The sequence below is a fragment of the Achromobacter sp. FW305-C-30-7 genome, from assembly GCF_058783105.1.
The window spans coordinates 363544-388914 of sequence record NZ_JBYSYI010000002.1; the positions used below are offsets into that span (position 1 = coordinate 363544).

At 67.2% G+C, this 25371-nt stretch carries 20 protein-coding genes; 13 read left to right on the forward strand and 7 right to left on the reverse strand.

Annotated features, from left to right (window positions below; translation table 11 throughout):
- The first annotated feature begins 36 nt into the window (after nucleotides 1–36).
- From AC3WOB_RS08690 to AC3WOB_RS08715, 6 genes are all read left to right on the forward strand, one after another.
- On the forward strand, nucleotides 37–864 hold the full coding sequence (locus AC3WOB_RS08690) for an enoyl-CoA hydratase/isomerase family protein (RefSeq protein WP_492274756.1): 828 nt from the start codon (nucleotides 37–39) through the stop codon (nucleotides 862–864).
- Nucleotides 865–1011: 147 nt separating this feature from the next.
- Nucleotides 1012–2166 (forward strand): non-hydrolyzing UDP-N-acetylglucosamine 2-epimerase, encoded by a 1155-nt coding sequence (gene wecB, locus AC3WOB_RS08695; RefSeq protein ID WP_013392367.1) that lies wholly within the window; start codon nucleotides 1012–1014, stop codon nucleotides 2164–2166.
- A 29-nt stretch (nucleotides 2167–2195) separates the two neighbouring features.
- On the forward strand, nucleotides 2196–4409 hold the full coding sequence (locus tag AC3WOB_RS08700; RefSeq protein ID WP_492274757.1) for a hypothetical protein: 2214 nt from the start codon (nucleotides 2196–2198) through the stop codon (nucleotides 4407–4409).
- 12 nt (nucleotides 4410–4421) lie between these two features.
- On the forward strand, nucleotides 4422–6125 hold the full coding sequence (locus AC3WOB_RS08705) for a glycosyl transferase family protein (protein WP_492274758.1): 1704 nt from the start codon (nucleotides 4422–4424) through the stop codon (nucleotides 6123–6125).
- Nucleotides 6122–8449 (forward strand): NfrA family protein, encoded by a 2328-nt coding sequence (locus tag AC3WOB_RS08710; protein WP_492274759.1) that lies wholly within the window; start codon nucleotides 6122–6124, stop codon nucleotides 8447–8449. Before AC3WOB_RS08705 ends, AC3WOB_RS08710 begins: the two co-directional genes overlap by 4 nt.
- Nucleotides 8450–8586: 137 nt before the next feature.
- On the forward strand, nucleotides 8587–8949 hold the full coding sequence (locus AC3WOB_RS08715) for a hypothetical protein (RefSeq protein ID WP_492274760.1): 363 nt from the start codon (nucleotides 8587–8589) through the stop codon (nucleotides 8947–8949).
- Between the two features lie 31 nt (nucleotides 8950–8980).
- Here the strand turns inward: AC3WOB_RS08715 and AC3WOB_RS08720 are convergent, their stop codons facing one another.
- The 4 genes from AC3WOB_RS08720 to AC3WOB_RS08735 form a co-directional block, all read right to left on the reverse strand.
- Entirely contained in the window at nucleotides 8981–9961 is a 981-nt protein-coding gene (locus AC3WOB_RS08720; RefSeq protein ID WP_492274761.1) for a DUF4434 domain-containing protein, read from the reverse strand.
- Nucleotides 9962–9981: 20 nt separating this feature from the next.
- A complete protein-coding gene (locus tag AC3WOB_RS08725) occupies nucleotides 9982–10398 on the reverse strand; it encodes a YidB family protein (RefSeq protein ID WP_041652833.1) in 417 nt (138 codons plus the stop codon).
- Nucleotides 10399–10509: 111 nt separating this feature from the next.
- Nucleotides 10510–11739, reverse strand: coding sequence for a lytic murein transglycosylase (locus tag AC3WOB_RS08730; protein ID WP_492274958.1), 1230 nt, complete (start codon nucleotides 11737–11739; stop codon nucleotides 10510–10512).
- Between the two features lie 27 nt (nucleotides 11740–11766).
- Nucleotides 11767–12588 carry a ferritin-like domain-containing protein gene (locus AC3WOB_RS08735; RefSeq protein WP_492274762.1) on the reverse strand — a complete coding sequence of 274 codons (822 nt, stop codon included), beginning with the start codon at nucleotides 12586–12588 and terminating at the stop codon, nucleotides 11767–11769.
- A 98-nt stretch (nucleotides 12589–12686) separates the two neighbouring features.
- Between AC3WOB_RS08735 and AC3WOB_RS08740 the strand changes: the two genes are divergently transcribed.
- Entirely contained in the window at nucleotides 12687–13823 is a 1137-nt protein-coding gene (locus AC3WOB_RS08740; protein WP_492274763.1) for a GNAT family N-acetyltransferase, read from the forward strand.
- 41 nt (nucleotides 13824–13864) lie between these two features.
- Here AC3WOB_RS08740 and AC3WOB_RS08745 read toward each other — a convergent pair whose 3' ends face one another.
- Together AC3WOB_RS08745 and AC3WOB_RS08750 are read right to left on the reverse strand one after the other, a co-directional pair.
- Nucleotides 13865–14335 carry a cyanophycin metabolism-associated DUF1854 family protein gene (locus tag AC3WOB_RS08745; protein ID WP_013392357.1) on the reverse strand — a complete coding sequence of 157 codons (471 nt, stop codon included), beginning with the start codon at nucleotides 14333–14335 and terminating at the stop codon, nucleotides 13865–13867.
- Nucleotides 14336–14356: 21 nt separating this feature from the next.
- Nucleotides 14357–16642 (reverse strand): cyanophycin metabolism-associated ABC transporter, encoded by a 2286-nt coding sequence (locus AC3WOB_RS08750; protein WP_013392356.1) that lies wholly within the window; start codon nucleotides 16640–16642, stop codon nucleotides 14357–14359.
- Nucleotides 16643–16904: 262 nt separating this feature from the next.
- Here AC3WOB_RS08750 and cphA (AC3WOB_RS08755) point away from each other — a divergent pair, with 262 nt between their 5' ends.
- The 6 genes from cphA (AC3WOB_RS08755) (at nucleotide 16905) to AC3WOB_RS08780 (ending at nucleotide 24354) form a co-directional block, all read left to right on the forward strand.
- A complete protein-coding gene (gene cphA / locus AC3WOB_RS08755; RefSeq protein ID WP_492274764.1) occupies nucleotides 16905–19520 on the forward strand; it encodes a cyanophycin synthetase in 2616 nt (871 codons plus the stop codon).
- Between the two features lie 61 nt (nucleotides 19521–19581).
- Complete coding sequence (cphA, locus tag AC3WOB_RS08760; protein ID WP_013392354.1) at nucleotides 19582–22155, forward strand: cyanophycin synthetase; 2574 nt, start codon at nucleotides 19582–19584, stop codon at nucleotides 22153–22155.
- 670 nt (nucleotides 22156–22825) lie between these two features.
- Complete coding sequence (locus tag AC3WOB_RS08765; protein WP_492274765.1) at nucleotides 22826–22990, forward strand: DUF1328 domain-containing protein; 165 nt, start codon at nucleotides 22826–22828, stop codon at nucleotides 22988–22990.
- 563 nt (nucleotides 22991–23553) lie between these two features.
- Nucleotides 23554–23754, forward strand: a complete 201-nt coding sequence (locus AC3WOB_RS08770) for a CsbD family protein (RefSeq protein WP_013392353.1) — start codon at nucleotides 23554–23556, stop codon at nucleotides 23752–23754.
- A 27-nt stretch (nucleotides 23755–23781) separates the two neighbouring features.
- Nucleotides 23782–23946, forward strand: coding sequence for a DUF1328 domain-containing protein (locus AC3WOB_RS08775; RefSeq protein WP_006389411.1), 165 nt, complete (start codon nucleotides 23782–23784; stop codon nucleotides 23944–23946).
- Nucleotides 23947–24015: 69 nt separating this feature from the next.
- Nucleotides 24016–24354: a BON domain-containing protein gene (locus tag AC3WOB_RS08780; protein ID WP_013392352.1), complete on the forward strand. Its 339-nt coding sequence runs from the start codon at nucleotides 24016–24018 to the stop codon at nucleotides 24352–24354.
- A 112-nt stretch (nucleotides 24355–24466) separates the two neighbouring features.
- Here AC3WOB_RS08780 and AC3WOB_RS08785 read toward each other — a convergent pair whose 3' ends face one another.
- The gene (locus AC3WOB_RS08785) at nucleotides 24467–25339 is read right to left on the reverse strand and encodes a PhzF family phenazine biosynthesis protein (protein WP_492274766.1); all 873 of its coding nucleotides are present in this window, start codon (nucleotides 25337–25339) and stop codon (nucleotides 24467–24469) included.
- Nucleotides 25340–25371 lie beyond the last annotated feature (32 nt).

The window sequence follows — 25371 nt, forward strand, 5'->3', positions numbered from 1 at the left end:
CCGCATGGCGCGGCCTGGCCATCCTGGAAGGCAGACATGGAGACCGATACGATGCAAGTCATCTCTAGCGAATTCAAGACCCTGCTCTATACCGTCGAAGGCGGCGTCGCCACCATCACCCTGAACCGTCCTTCTCAGCGCAACGCGCTGGACATGGTCATGCGCGAAGAGCTGGCCCATCTGGTGGGCCAGATCCGGCGTGACCGCGGCGTGCGCGTCGTGATCCTGGCCGGCGCCGGCGGCGCTTTCTGCTCGGGCGGCGACATTTCCACCATGGGCTCGGGCGGCTCCGCCGAAGAAGCGCACCAACGCATGGCCGGCCTGCTGCAGACGATAGAAGGCCTGATCACGCTGGACCGGCCGGTGATCGCGGCGGTCGATGGCCCCGCCTATGGCGCCGGACTGGGCCTGGCCCTGACCGCCGACCTGATCCTGGCCTCGCCGCGGGCGCGCTTTTGCCTGTCCTTCCTGCGGCTGGGCGCTATCCCCGACTGCGCGACCATGTACACCCTGCCGCGCATGGTGGGCCTGCAACGCGCCAAGGAACTGGCCTTCTCCACCCGCGAATTCCAGGCCGAGGAAGCGAAGGAGATGGGCATCGTGTTCGAGATCCAGCCGCAGGAACGGATCCACGCGCGCGCGCGGCAGATCGCGCTGTCCATGGCCGAACTGCCCATGGCGGCGCTGGCGATCACCAAGCGCGGCTTCAACGCGTCGCTCAACAGCGACCTGAACGCGATGCTGGACCTGGAGGCTGCCGGCCAGGGCGTGGCCCGTTCCACCGAGTACCACCGCGAGGCGGCAGGGCGTTTCATGGACAAGGTGGCGCAGCGCTTCCAATGGCCGGCGAATGAGGCCGGATAGGCCATCGCCATCGCGCGAAAGCAACAGATTGCCCCCACATTCGCCGACAACCGCCCTTTTATGAAATAAACCGTCACATATTACGATTACTTTCAATCCATAATCTACGCAAGAAAATGCCACCGGCGTAGGGGGCCCGTTCTTGCGATGAAAGTCCTTTCCATATTCGGGACCCGTCCCGAAGCGATCAAGATGGCGCCCCTGGTGGCCGCGTTGCAAGGCGAACCCCGGATCCAGAGCGTCGTCTGCGTGACGGGCCAGCATCGCGAGATGCTGGATCAGGTGATGGCCTTGTTCGATCTGCGGGCGCAGCACGACCTGGACATCATGGTGCCCAACCAGACGCTCAACGGCCTGTACGCGCGGCTGATCAGCCGGGTGGACAGCGTGCTGGAGGCGGAGCAGCCCGATTGCGTGCTCGTCCATGGCGACACCAGCACCGCGTCGGCCTGCGCGCTGGCCTCTTTCCACCGCCGCGCGCGCATCGGCCACGTCGAAGCCGGCCTGCGCACCGGCGATCTGGCCAAGCCCTTCCCCGAGGAAATGAACCGCCGCGTGGTCGATGCGGTGGGCGACTGGCTGTTTGCGCCCACGGCGCAATCGCGCGCCAACCTGCTGCGCGAAAACCTGTCGGGGCGCATCACCGTCACCGGCAATACCGTGATCGACGCGCTGGCCCTGACCTGCGGCAAGCTCGCCCCCGAGGGCGCGCTGGCGCAGCAACTGGCGACACGCTACGGCTGGCTGGATCCGCAGCGCCGCCTGTTGCTGGTCACCGGGCACCGGCGCGAAAGCTTCGGCGACGGCTTCCGGCATATCTGCGCCGCCCTGGCCGAACTGGCGCGGCGCGAGGATCTGCAGATCGTCTATCCCGTGCACCTGAATCCGCAAGTGCGCAACGTAGTAATGGCGCAGCTGGACGGCCTGTCGCGCGTGCACCTGATCGCCCCGCTGGATTACCTGGACTTCGTCTGGTTCATGCAGCGCGCCTACCTGATACTGACCGACTCGGGCGGCGTGCAGGAAGAAGCGCCCTACCTGGGCAAGCCGGTGCTGGTGATGCGCGACGTCACCGAGCGCCCGGAGGCCGTGCAGGCCGGCACCGTGACGCTGGTCGGCACCGACACGCAGCGCATCCTGGCCGAAGTGAACCGCCTGCTCGACCACCCTGAACTGCACGCCGCTTTCTCGCGCCGCATCAATCCCTATGGCGACGGCCTCGCCAGCCAGCGCATCGTCGACGCGCTCTGCGGCCGCGCCGTCACCGAGTTTTCGCCTCAGGCGCCTGCCGCGGCCCGCTAGCCGCCCCAGTCCCCACCACCGGAGCCTCCATGCCCCATGCCCCGCATTCCCATGCCGCCCGCACCCTTTGCCGCGCCCTGATCGCCGCCGGGTTGCTGCTCCCCTTGGGAGCGATGGCCAGTCCCGCGGGCGACGCCTTGCGGCGCTTGCTGGGCGACGACTGGGTCACGCGCGACACCAGCCTGGAGGATCTGGGCATCCGCGAGCCCGTGGTGCTGAGCAATAGCGACGCGCGCCAGGAGTTCTACCTGCCGGTCCCCCGCGGCGTGCCGATAGCCGATGCCACGCTGGACTTCGACGCGCGCTACATCAAGGGCGAACCAGGCCGCGCCAGCATGGTGCTGTGGGTGGACGGCGTGCCGCAGACCGCGCAGCGCATCGCCGACGGCGAGGGATCGGCCACGCGCAAGCTGAACGTGGAGCAGCGCGTGCGCGACACGGGCTTCGTGCGCCTGGCGGTGGACTGGCAATCGGAGATCGCGCAGCGCCAGTGCGAGAGCAACCGCGCCACCGCCAACGCCCTGATGATTTCGCCGCGCACACGCCTGAGCTACCGCTACGACGCCTCGGCCATCGGCAGCCTGGACGAGGCCTGGAGCACCCTGCCCGGCAAACCGGTGCTGATGGTGGCGGGCGCCAAGCTCGACCAGCAGGCGTTCGACAGCGCCTGGCGCATGGGCGTGGCGATGGAGCGCAGCGGCAAACGGGTCGCGGTGAGAGCCTTCCCAACTGTGGGCGACGAGATCGACACCCGCGGCCTGCAGGCGCCGAACGGACTTGGGCAGGTGCCTGCGTTCGCGGCCCTGGCGGGCAATGACAAGCACAAGCTGGCCAGCCCCGCCGAGATCGGCGCGCTGCTGGTCATGGGCGCCCCCGCGGTCAGCGGCGACGTGGTGATCGCGGACGCCGCGCTGCGCGCCCGCTACAGCGAGGCGCTGGACGCCTTGCAGGCGCAATTGGCGCAGGACGCCGACGCCGCGGAGGCCTTCAAGGCATGGCGCCAGCGGCGCATGCCGCTGGCCGGCCAGGACCTGCCATCCAAGGAGATCCGCCTGGCGCCGCTGGGCCGGCAGGCGGTGATCGCGGTGGCCGCCGATGCCGGCGCGCAAGGCGCGGGCGCCTTCGACACGGCCTGGCGCCGCATCCTGGTCACGCGCCAGGCGCAGGTCAAGGCGGCCGAGCCGCCGCAAGCCTCGGGCGAGGACGGCATGCGTTTGACGGCGCTGGGCGGATCGTCCGCCAGCTTCGACGTGGTCGCGCGCGGCGACTGGAACGCCACATTCGCGCTGGCCGCCGTTTCCGCCGACGGCAGCATGCCGGACGAACTGGTCATGGACCTGGCCGCCGCGCCCGGCGCCTCCGCCACGCGCCCGGTCGCCTCCGTGTTCTGGAACGGCATTCTGCTGGCCGCCAAACAGATGGACGCCGACGGCCATCCCGAGCGCCTCACGGCGCGCGTGCCCGGCTACGCCCTGGGCCTGAACAACGCGGTGCGCGTCACCTTCCAGCGCCAGCCGGTATCGGTGGATTGCAACGAAATCCCGCAAGGCTATCCGGTGAACGTGCTGCCCACCAGCTACGTGAAGCCGGGCCGCGCGCAGCCCGATGGCACCTTCGTGGGGCTGCTGCCGCTGCTGGCCGGCAGTCCTCAGCTGCTGGTCCCCGACACCTATCTGGCCGACGCGCCCGCCAGCCTGCAACGCGTCATCGGCATCGCCACGGCCAGCGGCCTGTCGGCCACGCGCGCGGCGCTGTCGCTCACGCCGGCGGGCCAGACGGCCAAGCCCGGCGGCCCATTCGTCGCGATGGAAGTCGCCGTGGACGGCGCCAAGCCCATGGTCAAGGTCACGGACCGCAAGCAGCTGACGGTGGACGGCAAGAGCGCGCCCTGGCTGGACATTTCCGGGCTGGAAAATCTGAGTACAGCCGAAGTGGTGCGCGCCGGAGGCCAGGACGGCCTGCTGTGGCACACGCTGGGGCAGCGCCCGGCCATGCCGCAGACGCCCTTCGTGCTGAACCGCGGCAACATCGCCATCATCGGCGCGGCAGGGCCGCTGGCCTGGATCGACAGCGCCAACCCCGCCGCCGGCCAGCCGCCGGGCGCGGGCGCGAGCGCCTTCTTCGAGTGGCGCAACTACCTGTCGTGGAGCGTGCCGGCCCTGAGCGTGGGCCTGTTGATCCTGCTCCTGATCCTGATCGCCGCCTTGCGCGTCAGCCGCAGGAAGAACAAGGACAGCAAGTAATCCGGAGACGCCATGTCCTCGCTTTACTGGCCCTACCTCATCGCCGACTACTACCGCGGCCTGGAGATCGTGACGGCGGTGGTCGGCGTCATCATCCTGCTGTCCAGCCTGGACGACCTGTTCATCGACGGCTGGTTCTGGCTGCGCGAACTGCGCCGCGGACTGACGGTCAAGCGCCAGTATGCGGCGCTGACCGCGGAACAGCTGCGCGCCAAGCAGGAACAGCCGCTGGCGATCATGGTGCCTGCCTGGCTGGAGTACGACGTGATCGCCCCCATGCTGGAAAACATGGTGTCCACGCTGGAATACAAGAACTACACGATCTTCGCCGGCACCTACCAGAACGACGAGCGCACCATCAAGGAAGTAGAGCGCATGCGGCGCCGCTACCGCCAGCTGATACGCGTGGAAGTGCCGCACGACGGACCGACCTGCAAGGCCGACTGCCTGAACTGGATCGTGCAGGCCATCTTCGCGCAGAACGCGCTGCAGCCCGAGCCCTACGCCGGCGTAATCCTGCACGACAGCGAAGACGTGCTGCACCCGCTGGAACTGAAGTACTACAACTACCTGCTGCCGCGCATCGACTTCATCCAGTTGCCGGTGACCTCGCTGGAACGGGAATGGCACGAGCTGGTCGCCGGCACCTACATGGACGAATTCGCCGAGTGGCACACCAAGGACCTGGTGGTGCGCGAAAGCCTGTCCAGGATGGTGCCGTCCGCCGGCGTGGGCACCTGCTTCTCGCGCCATGCCTTGGAGGTGCTGGCGGCGGAGACGAACAACCAGCCCTTCAATACCGACACGCTGACCGAGGATTACGACATCGGCGCGCGGCTGGCCCAGCGCGGCATGCGCCAGATCTTCGGCAAGTTCGAGGTCGAGTACGTGACCCGCCGCCGCGCCTGGTTCGGCCTGGGGCGGGAGAAAGTCTCGGCCATCAAGATGCCGCTGGGGGTGCGCGAGTACTTCCCCAATACCTTCCGCACCGCTTACCGGCAAAAGGCCCGCTGGACGCTGGGCATCGGCCTGCAAGGCTGGCAGCAGGTGGGATGGACGGGATCGCTGGCGACCAAGTATCTGCTGTTCCGCGACCGCAAGGGCCTGTTCACCTCGTTCATCGCGATCCTGGCCTATCTGCTGCTGGCCAACTTCTTCCTCTTCTACCTGGCCGACCGTTTCGGCTGGTGGAAGGTCTACTACCCCTCGTACTTCCGCCCTGGCGGCTGGCTGGTGACGCTGATGTGGCTGAACGCGGGGGCGCTGCTGCTGCGCGTGGTGCAGCGCGCATACTTCGTCGGCCGCATGTACGGCTGGGAACATGCGCTGCTGTCCATGCCGCGCATGATCGTCGGCAACTTCATCAACGCCATGGCAGCGGCGCGGGCCTGGCGCCTGTTCATCGGCCACCTGATCACAGGCAAGCGGCTGGCCTGGGACAAGACCATGCATGACTTCCCGTCCACCGACCAGTTGGCGCAGCAACGCCAGCGCCTGGGCGACCTGCTGCTGTCCTGGCAGGCGATCGACCACCAGATGCTGGAACAGGCGCTGGAGATCCAGGCGCGCGAGAAGCGGCCGCTGGGCGAAATCCTGATGGAACAGGGCTGGCTGGACGAAAAGACCTTGCATGAAGCGCTGTCGTTCCAGCAAGGCGCCCCAACGCAAACCGAGCACCCCGCGGACCCGCTATCGCACAGGCCCTCTCCTCCATGACCGTTATTTCCCGTTCGCTGGCTTTCACCGCCATGCTGCTGTGCACGGCGGCGGCTCCCGAAGCCGCCGCGCAACCTGCCGCCGCAGCCGAACGTCCGCTGGAAGGCGACGCCTACCAACTGGCCGACCAGGCCTACAAGCAGTACGACGCCGGCCATTACGAAACCGCCCAGGTCATGGCGGAAAACGCGATCCGCCTGCGGCCGGATGTGGCCCGCCTGCGTCTGCTGCTGGTGTACGCCCTGGAAAAACAGGGCAAGCGCCAGGAGGCCGCGCGCGCGGCCGACGCGGCCATCGCCGACGGTTTGGGCACGCCTGAGCTGCGCCAGGCCAAGGCCAACCTGCAGCGTCCGCCCGCCGTGGCAGCAACGCCCGCGCAACCCGCGGCGCAAACGCCGGCACAGGCACAGGTTCAGGCGCAAGCGTCGCCCCCCGTCCGCAAGCCCGCGCCGCAGACGCCGTACCAGCGCGCTTACCCCGTGGCGGCACGCGCCTATGCGGACTATGGACGCCAGGACTACGCAGCCGCCGCCGCGGGCGCCGAGCGCGCCTTCCGCGCCGTGCCCAGGCAGGGCGAATGGGCCTTGCTGTGGGTGGAATCGCTGGGCGCCCAGCAGCGCTACGAAGCCGCCAGCCAGGCCGTCGACACGGCGCTGGCGCTGGGCGCGCCCAACAAGGCCGCGCTGCAGGCCAGGCAACAGGCCTTCCAGAAACAGCTCGCCGCGAGCCAGGCGCCCGCCGCGCCAGCCCCGGGCAGCGTGGCCGCCACCGGCGCCTATGCCGCCTACGACAAGGGCGCGTACCAGGAAGCCATCGTCCTGGCCCGCCAGGCCGTGGCCGAAGCGCCCGACAACGAAAGCTACGCCCAGCTGTTGACGACCACGCTGGCCGCGGGCACCAAGGCCCAAGCCGCCGAAGCGGAAGCGCGCTTGAGCGACGCCATCGCCCGCCAGCCGGACTCGGCCCAGTTGCTCGCGCAGCGCGGCTACGCGCGCCAGCGCCTGGGCCAGCCGGCAGGGGCGGTATCGGACTTCGCGGCGGCGCGTGCGACCGGCCAGGCGCCGCCGCGCCTGATCCTGGACCAGGCCTATGCGCAATCCGCGATGGGCGACAACCGCGCCGCCACCGACTCGCTCAAGCAGGCCATCGACATGGACGATGCCGGCCAACTGGGCCTGACGCCGCTGGAACGCTACAACACGCGCAGCGGCGTGGCCGCGCTGTCGCGCGAATGGGGCGGCTCGTTCTCGGCGTCGTACCGAGGCGCGCGTCCCGCCAGTTCCAGCCTGGGCGGCGCCGCCATCAACACCCCTGGCGACGTGGTATTCAGTACTGCTGAAATCTTCTGGCGTCCGCCGCAGCTGAACAACCGCTGGGGCATGCTGGAAGCCTATGCGCGCAGCTCCAACACGCTGTACGACAGCGGCAGCACCTACGAGTCGCGCAGGAACGTCGACCCCTGCACGGGCGCAAGCACGCCCGATGAACGCTCCAACGAAGAACGCTTCCGCAACAACAGCAGTTCCTCCGGCATCCCCAGCACCATAGGCGCGCTGGGCCTGCGCTATCTACTGGCCGATACCGGCGTGACCTTCGGCATCGAACGCCGCTTCTTCCTCGGGTCCGCCACCCGCCAGGGCTACGCCTACCCCGAATCCAGCGCGGTGCAGTGCGCCGCGCAACAGGCCTTCCACAACGCCTACCCCAATCTGCAGGACCAGAGCGCGGTCGCGCGCTACAAGCTCAACGGCAACGCCGGGGGCTGGATGTCCTACGTCACCTACGGCTATTACCAGGGCCGCGAACTACGCGTGGACGTGCCGAGCTGGCTCACCATCGAAGGCTATGCGCAGGCCGGTTACGCCTGGGACGACAACAGCGCCCGCTACACGGCTTACTCGGTGGATGCCAAGGGCCAGCGCCAGCAGGACCTGGGCAGTTCCTCGGGCCGCCTCAAGCGCGACCAGGCCTTCCTCTCCGGCGAGCTGCGCGTGGGCCGCAGTTTCCGCGCCACCAGCATCAGCGACAAGCTGGTGCTGTTTCCGTATGCAGTCATCGGCGCGGACTGGCTGTGGCAGAAGAGCGTGGCCAAACTCGACGACCTGCCCGGCTACGGCAGCGGGTCGGTGGTCCTGTCCGACCATGACACTTCGTGGTCACTGGGCGTGGGCCCCGGTTTCAATGTACGCTACTGGTTCCGCGAAGACCACTACAACGCGCCGCGCTCCTACCTGGACTTCGGCGTCCAGTACCGCACCAGCTTAGGCGGCGGCGAAAGCGACCGCGCCAAGGGCTGGTTCATGAACATGACGCTGTCGTACTGAGCGGCATCGCCATGGATACACCCTATTACATCAGTTCATAAGCCTATAACAATGAATCGGGCATAGTGCTCCGCGCCACGCCGGCAGCGCGATCGCCGCGCGTGCAACCCTCATCCTTCACCGCGTTGGAGATTGAATTGCCGATTATCAAACAAGCCCGTATCGCCCTGGCCGCCGCCGCCCTGACCCTGGCCAGCGGCGCCGCTCTCGCCCAGCAGGCCATGCCCCCGGGCCAGATGCCCAACCTGGCTGCGCTGAGCGGCCAGATGCATGCCGCCGCCGAGTATTGCGGCGCCTACTCGGCCGCGCAGCTCGAACAGATGAAGCAGCAGCAAAAGACCGCGACCAGCGCCCAAGGCATGTCGGGCGCGGACTTTGACGCCGCCTTCTCGCAGTCGTACGGCCAGGCCAAGACGCAGCTGGGCGCGCTGAGCGCGGCCGACAAGGAAAAGACCTGCGCGCAGCTCAAGGCCATAGCCGCGGCGCAACAACCGCGCTAGCCCTTCCCCTTCCGGCCTGCGTATCGGCCGCCTAGAGCGGCCACTCCCGCCTCAAGCGCTCGGCCTCGGGCGTAGGCCCGATCAGCCAGGGATCCGCCGCAAAGGCGACCACACTTTGCGCGCGGTAGCGCCGCGCGATGCGCAACTGCCGGCGCACGCGCGCGGCATCGGCGGAACGGGCATTGAACGTAGTGCCGTCCTGGCGTCCGGACGGCAGTTCCTCGAACAGTTCGACGATCAGGTCGAACGGCGCGCGCCGCGCCAGCAGCATGCGGTGCAAAGGTTCCAGCGCCTCATAGGCCGCCATGCCGGACACGCCTACCCCATCCTGCAGCATGGGCCTCAGCCTGGCGGCGTCCAACAGTCCGCTCCACAGGTCGGCCAGGCTCAGCATTCCCGGCAGTTTGCTGTGATAGGTGGATATGGTCGGCGCGCGCCCGGTCTGTTGCGCGAGCGGATCGGACAGCTCGCGCAGCCACTGCACCAGGCGCGGCTGGCGGCCGGACGCGGCCCAGCTGTGCTGCTCGATTTCATAAGGGATGTACCAGCCGCGGAACGCCGCAAGCCCGGTTGCGTCCGACGCCCGCGCATAGGCCAGCGCCTGCGCCTGCGCGGCCTGCAGGAAAGCGGCCAGCGCCGCGTCATCCGGATTGCCCAGTTGCCGCCACCAGCGCTCGTCGTAGGGCAGGCCCAGCTGCAGCCCCATGCCCAGGCGCTCCGCCTCGTCGAAGATCAGCGCCAGCGTGGGCGCGGGCAATTGCCAGGGCTGAGCCCCGCCGCTGGCCCCGACCCACTGGATGATGATCTCGCGGAATCCCAGCGCGTGCATGGCGGCGATGCGCTCGCGCCAGGCCTGCGGACTCAATTCCAGGTGGCTCGGCCACAGTTGCCAGAAGGTGCTTTGCACCGACCAGGCCGGCGCGCAGGCGGGCAGGCTGGCGGCCAGCGCCGCCACGCCCAGGCCCTGCAACAGGCGCCGCCGGCCGGTGGAAGCAGGCGCTGACGCCTGCATGGGCTGCCTGGCGATAGGACTTAGCCTGCGCGGTTGCCGAAGATGCCCGACAAGGACGCCAGCAGGTCGGCCGGGTTGAATTGCTGCTCTCCCTGCACCTCGCCGTTGGGAGTGGCCTTGTCCACCAACTGCGGCAGCAGCGAGGACAGCGAGCCGAGCACGGAATCCGTGTCCTGCCCGGTCTTGGCGGCCAGTTCGTTGACGACGCCAGGATCCAGCACCGAACCGAGCTGGTCGGCGCTGACAGGCATGTTCTGACCGGTGCCCACCCACGAGGCCACGATCTCGTTCAAGCCGCCCTTCTGGAAGCTTGCGATCAGGCCGGAGAGGCCGCCCGGGTACTTGTTCAGTTGCTCGATCAGCGCGGGCAGCAGCGAAGCCGAGCCCCCTTGCTGACCGCCGCCGGCCATCGAGGCCAAGGTATCCAATAGGCTCATCATCGTGCTCCTGAAAAATCGGAGAATCAGTATAGGCCCATGCCCGCCGCCCTGCCTGTCATCTGATGGATGACACCCGGCATCTTTGCAAAGCTTGTCGATTGCAGCCGGTCAGTTTGCGCCCTTCCCTGCCTGCAAGGCTTGCAGCGACTTCAGGCCGGCGCGGCCGTCCGGCCGCAGGCCCAGCTCGCGCTGCACCGTCTGCAAGGCCTCGCGGGTGCGCTTGCCGATCATGCCATCGGGTTCGCCGATCTCATAGCCGCGGGCAATCAGCAGCCGTTGCAATTCGCGCCGCTGCGCCCGCGACAGGCCCGGGTCGTCGGTCGGCCAGGCTTGCGCCAGCGGCCCGCCGCCGCGCAGCCGGTCGGACAGGTGGGCGATGGCCAGGGCGTAGCTTTCGGCGGCGTTGTAGGAATACAGGGCGTCGAAATTGCGCGTAACCAGAAAGGCGGGACCGCCCCGGCCCGCCGGCAGCAGCAGGCCCGCCGGCGTGTCGCCCGCGGGCAGCGGCTGGCCGTCGGCCCGCGTGACCCCGCGCCCGGCCCAGTACGACATCGCGCGCTTGTTCTTGCGGCCCGCGCCCGAGGTATCCAGGCCCGCCGGCAGGCGGACTTCGTAACCCCAATGCAGCGCGCTGTTCCAGCCCGCGCGCTTGAGGAAATTGGCCGTGGAGGCCAGCGCATCCGGCACGCTATCGACCAGGTCGCGGCGGCCGTCGCCATCGAAATCCACCGCCAGGCGCAAGTAGGTCGAGGGCATGAACTGGGTCTGGCCGAAGGCGCCCGCCCACGAGCCGGTCAGACGCTCGGGCGCGATGTGCTCGTCCTGGATGATCTTCAGGGTGGCAAAGAATTCGCCGCGGAAATAGGCCTGGCGCCGGCCAAAGCAGGACAGCGTGGACAACGAAGTCAGCAGGGGCCGGCCACCAAGGGTGCGGCCGTAGTTGCTCTCCACGCCCCAGACCGCGGCGATGGTGGCCGGGTCCACGCCGTAGCGCGACGCGGCGCGCTCCAGGTCGGACTGCCAGCGCGCCATCCCGGCCTGGCCGTCGGCCACGCGCTCGTCGTCGACCAGCGCCGCCATGTAGTCCCAGATCGGCGTCTTGAATTCCGGCTGGGCGTCCAGCAGATCCAGCACCGTCATGTCAGGCGCGAGCCCCGCGGTTTGTGTATCGAACGTGGCGCCCGACACGCCGGCCTTGAGCGCCGGGCCGCGCAATTGCGCCAGGCAGGCCGCGAACGCGTCGGCGGCGTAAGCCGCGGGCGCCGCCAGTGAGATGAAAGCGCTGCCGGCCAGGGCGCAGCTCAGCGCGCGCAGCGGGCGGGTCCGCAAGGTCTTGATGGAGTTGTCGATGCTCATGTCGTCCAGTCAACCGGCCTGCAATGCGGCAAGCTCGGCGTCGTCGAATCCGGCGGCGCGGCGCGCCTCCAGGTTGAAGGGGCCGCGCAGGCGGGGCGCGTCGTAGCGCTGCGCCAGTTCGGCATAGCAGGCCATGGGATCCTGGCCCATCTGCGCGCACAGGTGCTTGTACCAATGATTGCCGATGGCCACGTGGCCGATCTCGTCGGCCAGGATGATGTCGACGATGGCCGCGCTGTCCGCGTCCCCCGCGCCCGCCAGCTTGGCGCGGATTGCGGGAGAGGCATCCAGGCCACGCGCTTCCAGCGTGCGCGGCACCAGCGCCAGGCGCGCCAGCAGATCTGTCTGCGTGCGTTGCGCCATGTCCCACAGGCCGTTGTGCGCGGGGAAGTCGCCATAGGCGTGGCCCATGACGGCCAGGCGCTGCCTGAGCAGATCGAAGTGATAGGCCTCTTCGCGCGCCACCCGTAGCCAGTCGCGGTAGAAGGCTTGCGGCATGCCGGCGAAGCGCCAGATGATGTCCAGCGCCAGGTTGATGGCATTGAACTCTATGTGCGCCAACGCGTGCAGCAGCGCCGCGCGCCCTTCCTGCGTGGCCATGGAGCGCTGCTTGACCTGGGCCGGGGGCACCATCTGCGGCAACGGCGGGCGGCCCGGCAACCCGGCCGTGGGCGCGAACACCCGCCCGCAGTCCAGCACCGCCTCATCCGAAATGGCGCGCACCGCCACCAGCTTGTCCTGCCACGCCGTGGCGGCCAGGGCCGCCAGCGCCTGCCCGCGCAGGCAATCCTGAGCGTGCCCGGCCGCGGCGGGCGTCGTATTGCTGTCCATATGCTTCTCTGTGCGGGCGGCCTCAAGCCCGCCCGAAATCCCGTGAAAACGCTGGGGCCGCAGGCCTCGCGCATACCCGGAGACTTTATCATTCAGCCATGGATTCCCTGCGCCTGACCATAGAGACCGACCTGTCCCGCATCGACGCCCAGCAATGGGACGCGCTGGCGGGAGACCAGCCCTTCCTGCGCCATGCCTTCCTGCGCGCGCTGCACGAAACCGGCTGCGCCACGCCCCAGACCGGATGGGCGCCGCATTACCTGGCGTTGTGGCGAGACGGCGCGTTGGCCGCGGCCGCGCCGCTGTACCTGAAGTCGCATTCGCGCGGCGAGTATGTGTTCGACTACGCCTGGGCCGACGCCTTCCAGCGCCACGGGCTGCGCTACTACCCCAAGCTGCTCTCGGCCATTCCCTTCACGCCGGTGACCGGCCCCAGGCTGCTGGCAGGCAACGATGAAGACCGCGCCACGCTGGTGCGCGGGCTGGTCGCCTTCGCCGAAGAGATCAAGGTCTCCTCGCTGCACCTGCTGTTCCCGTCGGACATCGACATGCAGGCGCTGCGCGAGGCCGGCTTCATGATCCGCGAAAGCGTGCAGTTCCACTGGACCAATCCGGGTTATGCCGACTTCGACGCCTTTCTGGCCACGATGAGCCACGACAAGCGCAAGAAGATCCGCCAGGACCGCAAGAAGGTCGCGGCTACCGGGCTCTCGTACCGCTGGCTGCGCGGCGCCGCGATCGGCGCGGCCGAGCTGGACTTCTTCTATGAATGCTATTGCCGCACCTACTTCAGCCATGGCAATCCGCCCTACCTGAGCCACGAATTCTTCCGCCGCGCGCAGCGCGAACAGGCCGAGGCCTTTGTGCTGATCCTGGCGGAGCGCGACGGCCAGCCGGTGGCGGCGGCGTTGAACCTGGCGGGCGGCGACGCGCTCTATGGCCGCTACTGGGGCGCGACCGAATACGTGCCTGGGCTGCACTTCGAGACTTGCTACATGCAGTCCATCGCCTATTGCATCGCCCATGGCATCGCACGCTTCGAGGGCGGCGCGCAGGGCGAGCACAAGATGGCGCGCGGGCTGCTGCCCACGCCCACGTGGTCGGCGCATTGGGTCGCGCATCCCGGCTTCGCGGACGCGATCCAGAACTTCCTGGATGAGGAAACAGCGGCGGTGACGGACTATCTGGGAGAGCTGGAAAGCCACTCCCCATTCAAGCGGCCGCGAGAAGACTGAATCCAGGGCCTGCTCACGCCAAAAAGCGCCTTGCAAAGGCCCTAAAGGAAGCGGTCCAGCAGCTTGCGGCTGTGCTTGTCCAAGGACTGGATGTCGCGCACCAGATAGAAGATGCCATGGCTGTCTGCGATCAGCAGGGTCTGCGGACTCAGGCGGCGGATGTCCTCTTCGCCGCGCAGCGTGAACGAGGTCGGGCCGCGGTCGGTATCGACCTGCCAGGTGCTCGGGGTGGCGAAGGTGGAGACGCTGGCCAGCTTGCGGATCTCGGGCATGAACTCCCGGCTCGCCAGTTCCTCCTCGATCAGCGCGCGCTGCGGCGCCGGTACGTCGGACAGGTGTTCGATCCAGAGCAGTTCATGCCCATCCACCGTCACCAGCGACAGGCCGCGGCCCGGCTCGCTGATGGGAAAGGCGCGCACGGGCAGCACGCCTTCATGGGTTTCGCCACCGGCGGCCTGGAACTCCAGACGACCGAAGGCATTGCGGCGCAACTGAAAAGACGGCAAGGTCATGGCGATAATTCCGGTTCCGCGTCAGGCCACGGCGGCCATGTCTTCGCTGCCCGACGCCTGCGCGTCGGCCTCGGCCTGGCGCGCCTGCGCCTGGTACAGGCGATAGTAGGCGCCCTCGCGGGCCATCAGTTCTTCGTGCGGCCCCTGCTCCACGATCTGGCCGCGGTCCAGCACCACCAGGCGGTCCGCCTTGCGCAAGGTGCTCAGGCGGTGGGCGATGGCGATCGTGGTGCGGCCGCGCACCAGGTTGTCCAGCGCCTTCTGGATTTCCTTTTCGGTGGTGGTATCCACCGACGAAGTGGCCTCGTCCAGGATCAGGATGCGCGGATCGATCAACAGCGCGCGCGCGATCGAGATGCGCTGGCGTTCGCCGCCGGACAGGGCCTGGCCGCGTTCTCCGACCAGCGAGTCGTAGCCGTGCGGCAGCCGCAGGATGAATTCGTGCGCATGCGCGGCCCGCGCCGCGGCCACGATCTCGTCACGGGTAGCGTCCGGTTTGCCGTAGGCAATGTTCTCGGCAATGGTGCCGAAGAACAGGAACGGCTCCTGCAGCACCAGCCCGATATTGCGGCGGTAGTCCGCCACGCGCACCGAACGGATGTCGGCGCCATCCACCAGCACCGCCCCTTCGGATACGTCGTAGAAGCGGCAGATCAGGTTGATCAGGGTGCTCTTGCCCGAACCGCTGTGGCCCACCAGGCCGATCATTTCGCCCGGAGCGATGGTCAGGTTCAAGCCGCGGATGACCTGGCGGTTGCCGTAGCGGAAACCCACGTCGCGCAATTCGATGCGGCCGTTGATGTGCGGCAGCTTGGCCGGGTTCTGCGGTTCCGGCACGCTGGACACGTGGTCCAGGATGTCGAAGATGCGCTTGGCGCCGGCGGCCGCTTTCTGCGTGACCGAGACGATGCGGCTCATCGAATCCAGGCGCATGTAGAAGCGCCCGATGTAGGCCAGGAAGGCAGCCAGCACGCCGACCGTGATCTGCTTCTGCGACACCTGCCAGATGCCGAAGATCCACACCACCAGCAGCCCCACTTCCGTAAGCAAAGTGACGGTGGGCGAGAACAGCGACCAGGTGGTGTTCACACGGTCGTTGACTTCCAGGTTGCGGTTGTTGGCTTCGCGGAAACGCGCCACCTCGCGCTTTTCCTGCGCGAACGCCTTGACCACGCGGATGCCCGGGATGGTGTCGGCCAGGACGTTGGTGATTTCCGACCAGATGCGGTCGACCTTCTCGAAGCCATGGCGCAGGCGGTCGCGCACCGCGTGGATCATCCAGATGATGAACGGCAGCGGCACCAGCGTGACCAGCGCCAGCCACGGGTTGATGGACACCAGGATGACCGCGGTCATGACGATCATCAGGATGTCGTTGGCAAAATCCAGCAGGTGCAGCGACAGGAACACGCAAATGCGGTCGGTCTCGCTGCCGATGCGGGAGATCAGGTCGCCCGTGCGCTTGCCGCCGAAATACTCCAGCGACAGCTGTTGCAGGTGTTCATAAGTCGTGGTGCGCAGGTCGGCGCCGATGCGCTCGCTGACCCAGGCCAGGATATAGGTGCGGGCCCAGCCCAGGCCCCAGGCCAGGAACGCCGAGGCCAGCAGCCCGCCCAGGTAGAGGCGGACCTTGTCGTAGTCGATGGGCGCGCCGTTCTGAAACGGAATCAGCACGTCGTCCATCAGCGGCATGGTCAGGTAGGGCGGCACCAGGGTGGCGGCCGTGCCCAGCAGCGTCAGGACGAAACCTGCCAACAGCGGGCCGCGGTAAGGCCGGGCAAAGCGCCACAGGCGCAGCAGCGCCCAGGTGGACGACGGCGCCGCCTGCTCCTGGTTGCAGGTCGGGCATTCTTCCTCGCCCGCCGGGATAACGTTATTACAGATGGTGCAGGTGCGTTCCGCCAGTTCCTCGACCTGATGGCCGGACAAACGGATGGCCTGCTGGGTCTCGAATTGCGCCAGCAGGCGCAGCGCTTCCGGATTGCGCGCCAGCGTGAAACGCCAGACGCCCAGGCGGGAGTCGTCGTCGTGCAATTCCAGCAACGCGGCGCCGGCGTGGTCGGTCAGGCTGAGCTTTAATTGGGGGCCATATACCCAGGATTCCCAGCGCGGCTCGTCGGAATGGCGGGCCAGCAGCCGGCGATCGGTGGCGGCGATCAGCCCCGGGCGGAACTTCAGGCGCTGATCCAGGTCTATTTCAACCCAGGCCAACAAGGTTTCGCCATCCGCCAATTCGGTGCTGATTTCATCGCGCCAGCGGGCAGGAAAGGCTTCGGCAAGGCCGGAAAGCAGGTTTGGTTTTTTCATTGGAACGCATACCGGGCCAGGACTCTGCCCTACTAGGCGGCAACCGGTTCGCTACCAGGACTGGCGGCAAACGTGTCCCTTCCTTACAACATAACGATTTCACGCCTTGAAGGCGTCGTATAGTAGCAGCCGATTTTTCTAATTAGGAATATCTGGGATCCCCCACTCGTTGGCATTATTCTAAAGGCGCAACCCCAATAAATTCGCGGTCTTGCATAGGGGCGTCCGCGCGTGCCAACCTGCTTCTCTCGTAAATTAAAACATGAAAAAGAAAGACATTGAATTTCTCGATGTCGTGGCTTTGCGCGGCCCGAACATTTGGACGTACCGCCCGGTACTCGAAGCGTGGGTGGATATCGGCGAACTGGAGGACTACCCCTCCAACACCATTCCCGGCTTTTACGAACGCCTGACGGAATGGCTGCCGACCCTGATCGAACACCGTTGCAGCCCGGGAGTCCGGGGCGGCTTTCTGTCGCGCCTGAAGGAAGGCACCTGGCCTGGCCACATTCTTGAACATGTCACCCTGGAACTGCAGAACCTGGCCGGCTTGCGCGGCGGTTTCGGCAAGGCCCGGGAAACCTCCACCCGCGGCGTCTACAAGGTCGTGGTGCGCGCCTGGCAGGAACAGGTCACCCGCACCGCCCTGAACGAAGCCCGCGACCTGGTCATGGCCGCCATCGAAGACCGTCCCTTCGATGTGCCCGCCGCCATCGCCAAGCTGCGCAGCCTGATCGACAAGCACTGTCTCGGCCCCAGCACCGCCTGCATCGTGGATGCCGCCGACGACCGCGACATTCCCTACATCCGCCTGTTCGAAGGCAACCTGGTGCAGTTCGGCTACGGCTCGGCCCAGCGCCGTATCTGGACCGCCGAAACCGACCGCACCAGCGCCATCGCCGAAGGCATTTCGCGCGACAAGGACCTGACCAAGGAACTACTGTCGACCTGCGGCGTGCCGGTGCCCGAAGGCCGTCTGGTGCGCAGCGAGGACGACGCCTGGGAAGCCGCCGAGGACATCGGCCTGCCGGTGGTCGTGAAGCCCTACGACGGCAACCACGGCCGCGGCGTCTTCACCAATCTGACGACGCGTGAGGAAGTGGTGTCGGCCTACCGCGTGGCCGTGGACGAGGGCAGCGGCGTCATCGTCGAGCGCTTCGTGCTGGGCAACGAGCACCGCCTGCTGGTCGTCGGCGACCGCATGGTGGCCGCCGCCGCCGGCGAACCGGCCTGGGTGACGGGCGACGGCAAGTCGACCATCACCGAACTCATCGACAGCCAGATCAATACCGACCCGCGCCGCGGCCGCACCGAGAACCACCCGCTGAACCCGGTGCGCCTCGATTCCGCCGCGCGGCTGGAAATCGCGCGCCAGGGCCTGACGGAAGACAGCGTTCCGCCCGAAGGCCAGCACGTGCTGGTGCAGCGCAGCGGCAACGTCGCCTTCGACGTCACCGACCGCGTGCATCCCAGCATCGCCGCCACCGTGACCCTGGCCGCGCGCATCGTGGGCCTGGACATCGCCGGCGTGGACCTGGTGGCCGAAGACATCTCCCGCCCGCTGGAAGAACAGCGCGGCGCCATCGTCGAAGTCAACGCCGGCCCCGGCCTGTTGATGCACCTGAAGCCGGCCGACGGCACGCCGCGTCCCGTGGGCCGCGCCATCGTCGACCATCTGTTCCCGGAAGGCGATGCGGGCCGCATCCCCATCGTCGGCGTAACCGGCACCAACGGCAAGACCGTGGTGGCGCGTCTGGTGGCCCGCCTGCTGAGCCTGTCCGGCAAGCGCACCGGCCTGGCCTGCAGCGAAGGCCTCTATCTGGACCGCCGCCAGGTGCAAAAGGGCGACCGCGCCGATTTCGCCTCGGGCACGCGCCTGCTGATGAACCGCAACCTGGACGCCGCCGTCATCGAGAACGACAGCGGCGTGATCCTGGGCCAGGGCCTGGCCTATGACCGCTGCCAAGTGGGCGTGGTCACCAACATCGACGACGCCGACCATCTCGGCGACTTCGACATCAACGAAACGGAGCGCATGTTCAATGTGTTCCGCACGCAGGTGGACGTGGTGTTGCCGGGCGGCGCCGCCGTGCTGAACGCGCGCGATCCGCGCGTGGTCGAAATGGCCGAACTGTCCGACGGCGCAGTCATCTTCTTCGGCATCGATCCCGCCCTGCCTGCCATCGCGGCCCATCTGCAGCAGGACGGCCGCGCCGTGTTCGTGCGCGACGGCGACATCGTGCTGGCGCAAGGCGGCCGCGAGGAACGCCTGGCCGCCGTGGCCGCGATCCCACTGACCCATGGCGGACGCGTGGCCTTCCAGGTCGAAAACGTGCTGGCCGCGGTGGGCGCGGCCTGGGCGCTGGACATTCCCGTGGCGCTGATCCGCGCCGGCATCGAAACCTTCGATATCGACCAGGCCGATGCGCCCTGGCAGTTCACGCTGTTCGAACGCAACGGCAGCACCGTGGTGGTCGACGACGTGCACAACGCCTCGGCGCTGCGCCCCCTGATCGCCGCCATCGACCAGTTCCCCTCGACCACGCGCGCCGCCGTCTATTCGGCCGGCGCCGACCGCCGCGACGCGGACCTGATCGAGCAGGGCAAGCTGCTGGGCGACGCCTTCGACCGCGTGGTGCTCTACGACGATCTGACCGTGCGCAGCAAGCGCCCGGAAGGCGAGGCGCGCGCGCTGCTGCGCCAGGGCCTGGCGCAAGGCGCCCGCGTCAAGGACATCCAGGAAGAGCCCGACCACGGCAAGGCCATCCAGAGCCAGCTCGACGGCATCGCCGCGGGCGACTTCGTCTTGTTGCAGTCCGACGAGGCCTTCTCCGGCCCCACCATCGATCTGGTCCGCCGCTGGATTCAGCAATACTGACAATATCTGCGCGCGCCCTCGCACTAGCGGGGCGCGCGTGAGCTAGACAGGAATACCTGCCATGGAAGTTTCCCGTATCCGAGCACTGCGCGGCCCCAATCTGTGGAGCAAGAACACGGCGATCGAGGCCATCGTTTCCTGCGCCGACGCCGAATGCTCCATCGACAATCTGCCTGACTTTGAAGCACGCCTGCGCGCGCGGCTGCCCCAGACCGGGCTGCTGCGTCCCGAAGGCCATCAGGGCGCGGTCTCCATCGCCCACGTGCTGCAGATCGTCGCGCTGACGATGCAGGCGCACGCCGGCTGCCCCGTCACGTTCGGCCGCACCGCCTCCACCATCGAGCCTGGCGTGTTCCAGGTGGTGGTCGAGTACAGCGAAGAGGAAGTCGGCATGCTGGCGATGGAACTGGCGCAAGTGCTGGTGCGCGCCGCGCTGGACGACACGCCGTTCGATCTCGCCGATGCCTTGAAGCGCCTGCGCGAGCTGGACGAAGACGTGCGCCTGGGGCCCAGCACCGGCTCCATCGTCAACGCCGCCACCGCCCGCAACATCCCCTACCGCCGTCTGACCCAGGGCAGCATGGTGCAGTTCGGTTGGGGCAGCAAGCAGCGCCGCATCCAGGCCGCCGAAACCGACCTGACCAGCGCCATCTCCGAGTCCATCGCGCAGGACAAGGACCTGACCAAGATGCTGCTGGACTCGGCCGGCGTGCCGGTGCCCATGGGGCGCTCGGTCACCACCGCCGAGGAAGCCTGGGCCGCGGCCGAGGAACTGGGCGGCCCGGTCGTGGTCAAGCCGCGCGACGGCAGCCAGGGCCGCGGCGTGGCCGTCAACATCGAAACCCGCGAGCGCGTGATCCAGGCCTTTGAAGTGGCCGAGGAAATCAGCTCCGAGGTCATCGTCGAACGCTACATCCCAGGCCACGATTTCCGCTTGCTGGTGGTCGGCGGCGCGCTGGTCGCGGCCTCGCGCCGCGATCCGCCGCAGGTCACGGGCGACGGCGTGCAGACCATCCGCCAACTGGTGGACCAGGTCAACGCGGACCCGCTGCGCGGCGACGGCCACGCGACCTCGCTGACCAAGATCCGCTTCGACGACATCGCCCTGGCCACGCTCAGAAAGCAAGGCTTCGAGGCCGACTCCGTGCCGCCGTCCGGCACCCTGATCTTCCTGCGCAACAACGCCAACCTCAGCACCGGCGGCTCCGCCACCGACGTGACCGACGAAGTGCATCCGGAGATGGCTGCGCGCGCGGTGTCGGCGGCGCGCATGATCGGGCTGGACATCTGCGGCGTGGACGTGGTCGCGGAGAGCGTGCTCTACCCGCTTGAAGAGCAGAACGGCGGCGTGGTGGAAGTGAACGCCGCGCCCGGCCTGCGCATGCACCTGAACCCGTCCTTCGGCAAAGGCCGCGCCGTGGGCGAAGCCATCATCGCCAATATGTACGCAGACGGCGACGACGGCCGCATCCCGGTCGTGGCCGTGGCCGGCACCAATGGCAAGACCACCACGGTGCGCCTGACCGCCCACATCCTGGGCGCTGCCGGCAACCGCGTCGGCATGACCAACTCCGACGGCGTCTACGTCGACAACCTGCGCATCGACACCGGCGATTGCAGCGGCCCGCGCAGCGCCCGCAGCGTACTCATGCACCCGGACGTGGACGCGGCCGTGTTCGAAACCGCGCGCGGCGGCATCCTGCGCGAAGGCCTGGCCTTCGATCGCTGCAACGTGGCCATCGTCACCAACATCGGCATGGGCGACCACCTGGGCCTGGGCTACATCAGCACGGTCGAAGACCTGGCCGTGGTCAAGCGCGTGATCGTGCAGCACGTGCATCCCTCGGGCACCGCGGTGCTGAACGCGGCCGACCCCATCGTGGCCGAAATGGCCGCGAGCTGCCCGGGATCTATCACCTACTTCGCCGAAGACCGCAATCATCCCGTGCTGGCCACGCACCGCGCGCAAGGCCTGCGCTGCGTGTATCGCGACGGCGACGCCATCGTGACCGCGCAGCAAGGCGCCGAAGAGACCCGCTACCCGCTGGCCGCCATTCCGCTCACGCGCAACGGCACCATCACCTTCCAGGTCGAAAACGCCATGGCCTCGATCGCCGCCGCCTGGGCGCTGGGCCTGGACACGGACATCATCCGCCGCGGCCTGGCCACCTTCGTCAACGACGCCCAGACCGCGCCCGGACGCTTCAACGTGTTCGACTACCGCGGCGCCACGGTGATCGCGGACTACGGCCATAACCCCGATGCCATCCTGGCCCTGGTGCGCGCGGTGGACGCCATGCCCGCCAAGCGCCGTTCCGTGGTCATCAGCGGCGCGGGCGACCGACGCGACGAAGACATCCGCATGCAGACCGAGATCCTCGGCGACGCCTTCGACGACGTGCTGCTCTACCAGGACCAATGCCAGCGCGGCCGCGCCGACGGCGAGGTGCTGGCCCTGCTGCAGCAAGGCCTGGTCAACGCCAGCCGCAGCAAGCACGTCGAAGAGATCCACGGCGAGTTTCTCGCCATCGACACGGCGCTGGCGCGCCTGGGCGCCGGCGACCTGTGCCTGATCCTGGTCGACCAGGTGGAAGAGGCGCTGGATCACATCGCGCGCCGCATCGCGCAAGCCTGAGCCGCACGCGGCTCCAGAAACGCAAACGGGGCGCCCATGGGTGCCCCGTTTGCGTCAGCGCGAGCCAGTCAACTGCTGGACGACACCACGGGCGCGGCCGCCTGATAGCGGTCTGTCACGTGCGTGCATCCCATCGCCGCCATCGCGGCCAGCGCCAGCAAGATAGCGCTGCAAAGTCGTTGCGTCATGCGAGTTCCTATTCCTGTTCCTGAAGGCCAAACCTGCTTGCGGGTTCCGTCGTGACTATACCGTCACGCCTGCCGGCTAGCCAACTACGAGGGGCCCTCGCTCGGATCTCGCAGATCCAGTTACCAGCCACCCTCAAAAGCCGACAAGACATTGCCGTGATGTAACGGTCGGTCCTAGTGCACCTGCACCTTCTTCTCGTCCGAAACTGCAGAGTTTCAGCCCCGCCAGTCGTTACATTTCCCCACGACAAAGTTTGACAGGCCGAGCCGTAAACTCGTAGTGTAAAAGACACTCCATCCAACTGACACAATACGGTTGAAAACCGCAACACCAGCTGCTGACCCACTCGAAAGGAAGCGCCCAGCAATTGGCTAGCTTGATTCAGGGAACGTTATGGCAACACCAAAGAGCAAGCTGAAATGGAAGTCCCGGACTTCCGTGCAAGGCATCCCAACCTGTTCGACCTTCAGGAGAAGCTAACATGCTGCAATATGCCGTAGTCTTCTTCGTCATCGCGGTTATCGCCGCCATTCTGGGTTTCAGCGGCCTTGCCGCTGGCGCCGCTGGCATCGCCAAAACCTTGTTCATCGTCTTCATAGTGCTGGCGCTGCTCTCCTATCTCGGCGGCGCGCTCCTCAAGAAATAGAACTCGCCTCGACGGTCTCGCCATCTGCTGCGCCCAGGCACGGACGGAGTCTCCACTTCCACCGCTGTTGCCTTTGACGACGAGATAAAGCAGTCCGCGCGTGAATGTATGCCCGACCGCGGACAAGAAGCAACACGAGGGCTATTCGAGCCTCGTCCTGGAGAATAAAGTGGCGGCCGTGTCGGACACGGCCGCCGCTTTATTTTGGACCACCACCCGCGCAACCGTCTCATGGTTTCGATGCCCAACAAGGTGTCATTGATCCAGTTACCAAGCTCGCTCAAAAGAGGACGAGACATTGCCGGAATGTAACTCCGACAGGTAGTACGCCTGCAATCTCCCCCGGGAGGAAACCCGCCCATTTTGCCGCCGCCACACAGTTACATTTGCCCACAGCCAGGTTTGACGCCCGCGCGGCAGGCTCGTACGGTAAGTGCATGGCCTGCACGGATCGAATCTCTTCAACCTCGATGCAGGCCCTAGCTGATCAGTGTCCCACTCAACCGCGACAGCCCGGTTTACAGGCCGCAAACCGGATGCCGCTAGCAACAGGAGAGGTCACCATGAATAACGACATCATCGCTGGCAAGTGGAAGCAACTGGCAGGCAAGGCCAAGGCCGCCTGGGGCGAGCTCACCGACGACGAGCTGACCCGCACCGAAGGCAACGCCGAACGTCTGGCGGGCCTTATCCAGGAGCGTTACGGCAAGACCAAGGAACAGGCAGAGAAGGAAGTCCGCGATTTCTTCGACCGTAATCCTTGATCCGTCCAACCACCAGGAGAAGCTGACATGCTGCACTACGCCGTAGTTTTCTTCGTCATCGCCATCATCGCGGCTGTCCTGGGCTTCGGCGGCATCGCCGCCGGCGCTGCCGGTATCGCCAAGATCCTGTTCTTCGTCTTCCTGGTATTGGCGCTGCTGTCCATCCTCGGCGGCGCATTCCGCAAGAAATAGAACTCGCACCCAAGACTCTACGCAATCCCCGCGTCTCGACGCGCTGAACCACTAACAAGGAGCATGACTATGGAATTCCGCAAGCTGATCGCCGCCGCTGCACTGGGCACGGGCGCCGTCTTCACTTCCATGGCTTTTGCCGCCGACGACGGCAAGCCGAAACAGTCCGTGGGTGAGTACGCGTCCGACGCCACCGTGACCACCAAGGTCAAGGCCGCCATCGTGGCCGACAAGCAGCTGAGCGCGCTGGACATTGCCGTGGAAACCAATGCTGGCGTCACCAAGCTGACGGGTACCGTCGGCACCGCGGCCGAGGCCGATCACGCCGCCACCGTGGCGCGCGGCGTCGAAGGCGTCAAGCAGGTGATGAACAACATCAAGGTCGACCCGGCCAAGAACAAGAAGTAAGCCTCGGGGGCTCAAGCCCTTTCCTGAAATGCAGAGCGGCGCCTGTGTCGGACACAGGCGCCGCTTTGTTCATGGGCGTGCAGCAGGGCTCTGCCCTTTCCGCCTCTTGATTTCAGATATCGACCACGCCGCGGCCTATCTCCAGCGCGCGTCCGCCCACCTGGATCCGGCCATCGGCCTGGACGTCCAGCAGCAGGCGGCAGGTCCTGCCCATCTGGTCGCCCTGCTCCACCAGAATGCTGGCGGGCAAGGGACGCTTTTGATGCCGCAGCCAGCCGCCCAGATTGGCGCAGGCGGAACCCGTGCCGGCATCCTCGTTCACGCCGCCGCCTGCCTTGGCGTAGAAGTAGCGCGCCACCACCACCTGCCTGCCGTCTTGTTGACGGCTGTCGTCAAAGGCAAAGGTGTACATGACCTTGCGGCCCAGGCTGTTGGCCTGCCAGCGGTCCAGCCGGGAAGCGTCGGGCGCAACGCGGCGCACGGCTTCCACGCTGGCCAGCGGCACCAGCAACTGGTCGGCGCCCGTGTCCATCCAGATCGGATCACCCAACATATCGTCGGCGTCCAGGCCCAGCAAACTGGCTATCTCGGTGCGTTCCCGCGCCGGCGCCGCGGTGCGCACGCCATCCGGGCACGGCGCGGTAAAGGTCCAGGCGTCGCCGCGCGCCGTCACCGGCACCACGCCGGCGGCGAACTCCAGGGTCAGTTCATCGCCGGTCTGCCGCAAATCTCGCACGACCTGCGCGGTTCCGATCGTAGGGTGGCCCGCGAACTTCATCTCGAAGCCCGGCGTAAAGATGCGCACCCGCGCCGCCGCCTGGTCGGACGGCAGGATGAAGGTCGTTTCGGACAGATTGAACTGCGCCGCCAGGTTCAGCATGGTGGCGTCGTCCATGCCGCGCGCGTCTTCGAACACGCATAGCTGGTTGCCGCTGAAGGTGGAGGACGCGAAGACGTTGAGCAGGCGGAAAGCGTAGGAGGCCATGGCGGATGCGATAGTTGAAAGAACTGCGCCGG

What these genes read in the sequence shown, in the direction of transcription:
- AC3WOB_RS08690 (WP_492274756.1), top strand. Translation starts at nt 37, where the DNA reads ATGGAGACCGATACGATGCAAGTCATCTCTAGCGAATTCAAGACCCTG.
- wecB (WP_013392367.1), top strand. Translation starts at nt 1,012, where the DNA reads ATGAAAGTCCTTTCCATATTCGGGACCCGTCCCGAAGCGATCAAGATG.
- AC3WOB_RS08700 (WP_492274757.1), top strand. Translation starts at nt 2,196, where the DNA reads ATGCCCCATGCCCCGCATTCCCATGCCGCCCGCACCCTTTGCCGCGCC.
- AC3WOB_RS08705 (WP_492274758.1), top strand. Translation starts at nt 4,422, where the DNA reads ATGTCCTCGCTTTACTGGCCCTACCTCATCGCCGACTACTACCGCGGC.
- AC3WOB_RS08710 (WP_492274759.1), top strand. Translation starts at nt 6,122, where the DNA reads ATGACCGTTATTTCCCGTTCGCTGGCTTTCACCGCCATGCTGCTGTGC.
- AC3WOB_RS08720 (WP_492274761.1), bottom strand. Translation starts at nt 9,961, where the DNA reads ATGCAGGCGTCAGCGCCTGCTTCCACCGGCCGGCGGCGCCTGTTGCAG.
- AC3WOB_RS08725 (WP_041652833.1), bottom strand. Translation starts at nt 10,398, where the DNA reads ATGAGCCTATTGGATACCTTGGCCTCGATGGCCGGCGGCGGTCAGCAA.
- AC3WOB_RS08735 (WP_492274762.1), bottom strand. Translation starts at nt 12,588, where the DNA reads ATGGACAGCAATACGACGCCCGCCGCGGCCGGGCACGCTCAGGATTGC.
- AC3WOB_RS08740 (WP_492274763.1), top strand. Translation starts at nt 12,687, where the DNA reads ATGGATTCCCTGCGCCTGACCATAGAGACCGACCTGTCCCGCATCGAC.
- AC3WOB_RS08745 (WP_013392357.1), bottom strand. Translation starts at nt 14,335, where the DNA reads ATGACCTTGCCGTCTTTTCAGTTGCGCCGCAATGCCTTCGGTCGTCTG.
- AC3WOB_RS08750 (WP_013392356.1), bottom strand. Translation starts at nt 16,642, where the DNA reads ATGAAAAAACCAAACCTGCTTTCCGGCCTTGCCGAAGCCTTTCCTGCC.
- cphA (WP_492274764.1), top strand. Translation starts at nt 16,905, where the DNA reads ATGAAAAAGAAAGACATTGAATTTCTCGATGTCGTGGCTTTGCGCGGC.
- cphA (WP_013392354.1), top strand. Translation starts at nt 19,582, where the DNA reads ATGGAAGTTTCCCGTATCCGAGCACTGCGCGGCCCCAATCTGTGGAGC.
- AC3WOB_RS08765 (WP_492274765.1), top strand. Translation starts at nt 22,826, where the DNA reads ATGCTGCAATATGCCGTAGTCTTCTTCGTCATCGCGGTTATCGCCGCC.
- AC3WOB_RS08770 (WP_013392353.1), top strand. Translation starts at nt 23,554, where the DNA reads ATGAATAACGACATCATCGCTGGCAAGTGGAAGCAACTGGCAGGCAAG.
- AC3WOB_RS08775 (WP_006389411.1), top strand. Translation starts at nt 23,782, where the DNA reads ATGCTGCACTACGCCGTAGTTTTCTTCGTCATCGCCATCATCGCGGCT.
- AC3WOB_RS08780 (WP_013392352.1), top strand. Translation starts at nt 24,016, where the DNA reads ATGGAATTCCGCAAGCTGATCGCCGCCGCTGCACTGGGCACGGGCGCC.
- AC3WOB_RS08785 (WP_492274766.1), bottom strand. Translation starts at nt 25,339, where the DNA reads ATGGCCTCCTACGCTTTCCGCCTGCTCAACGTCTTCGCGTCCTCCACC.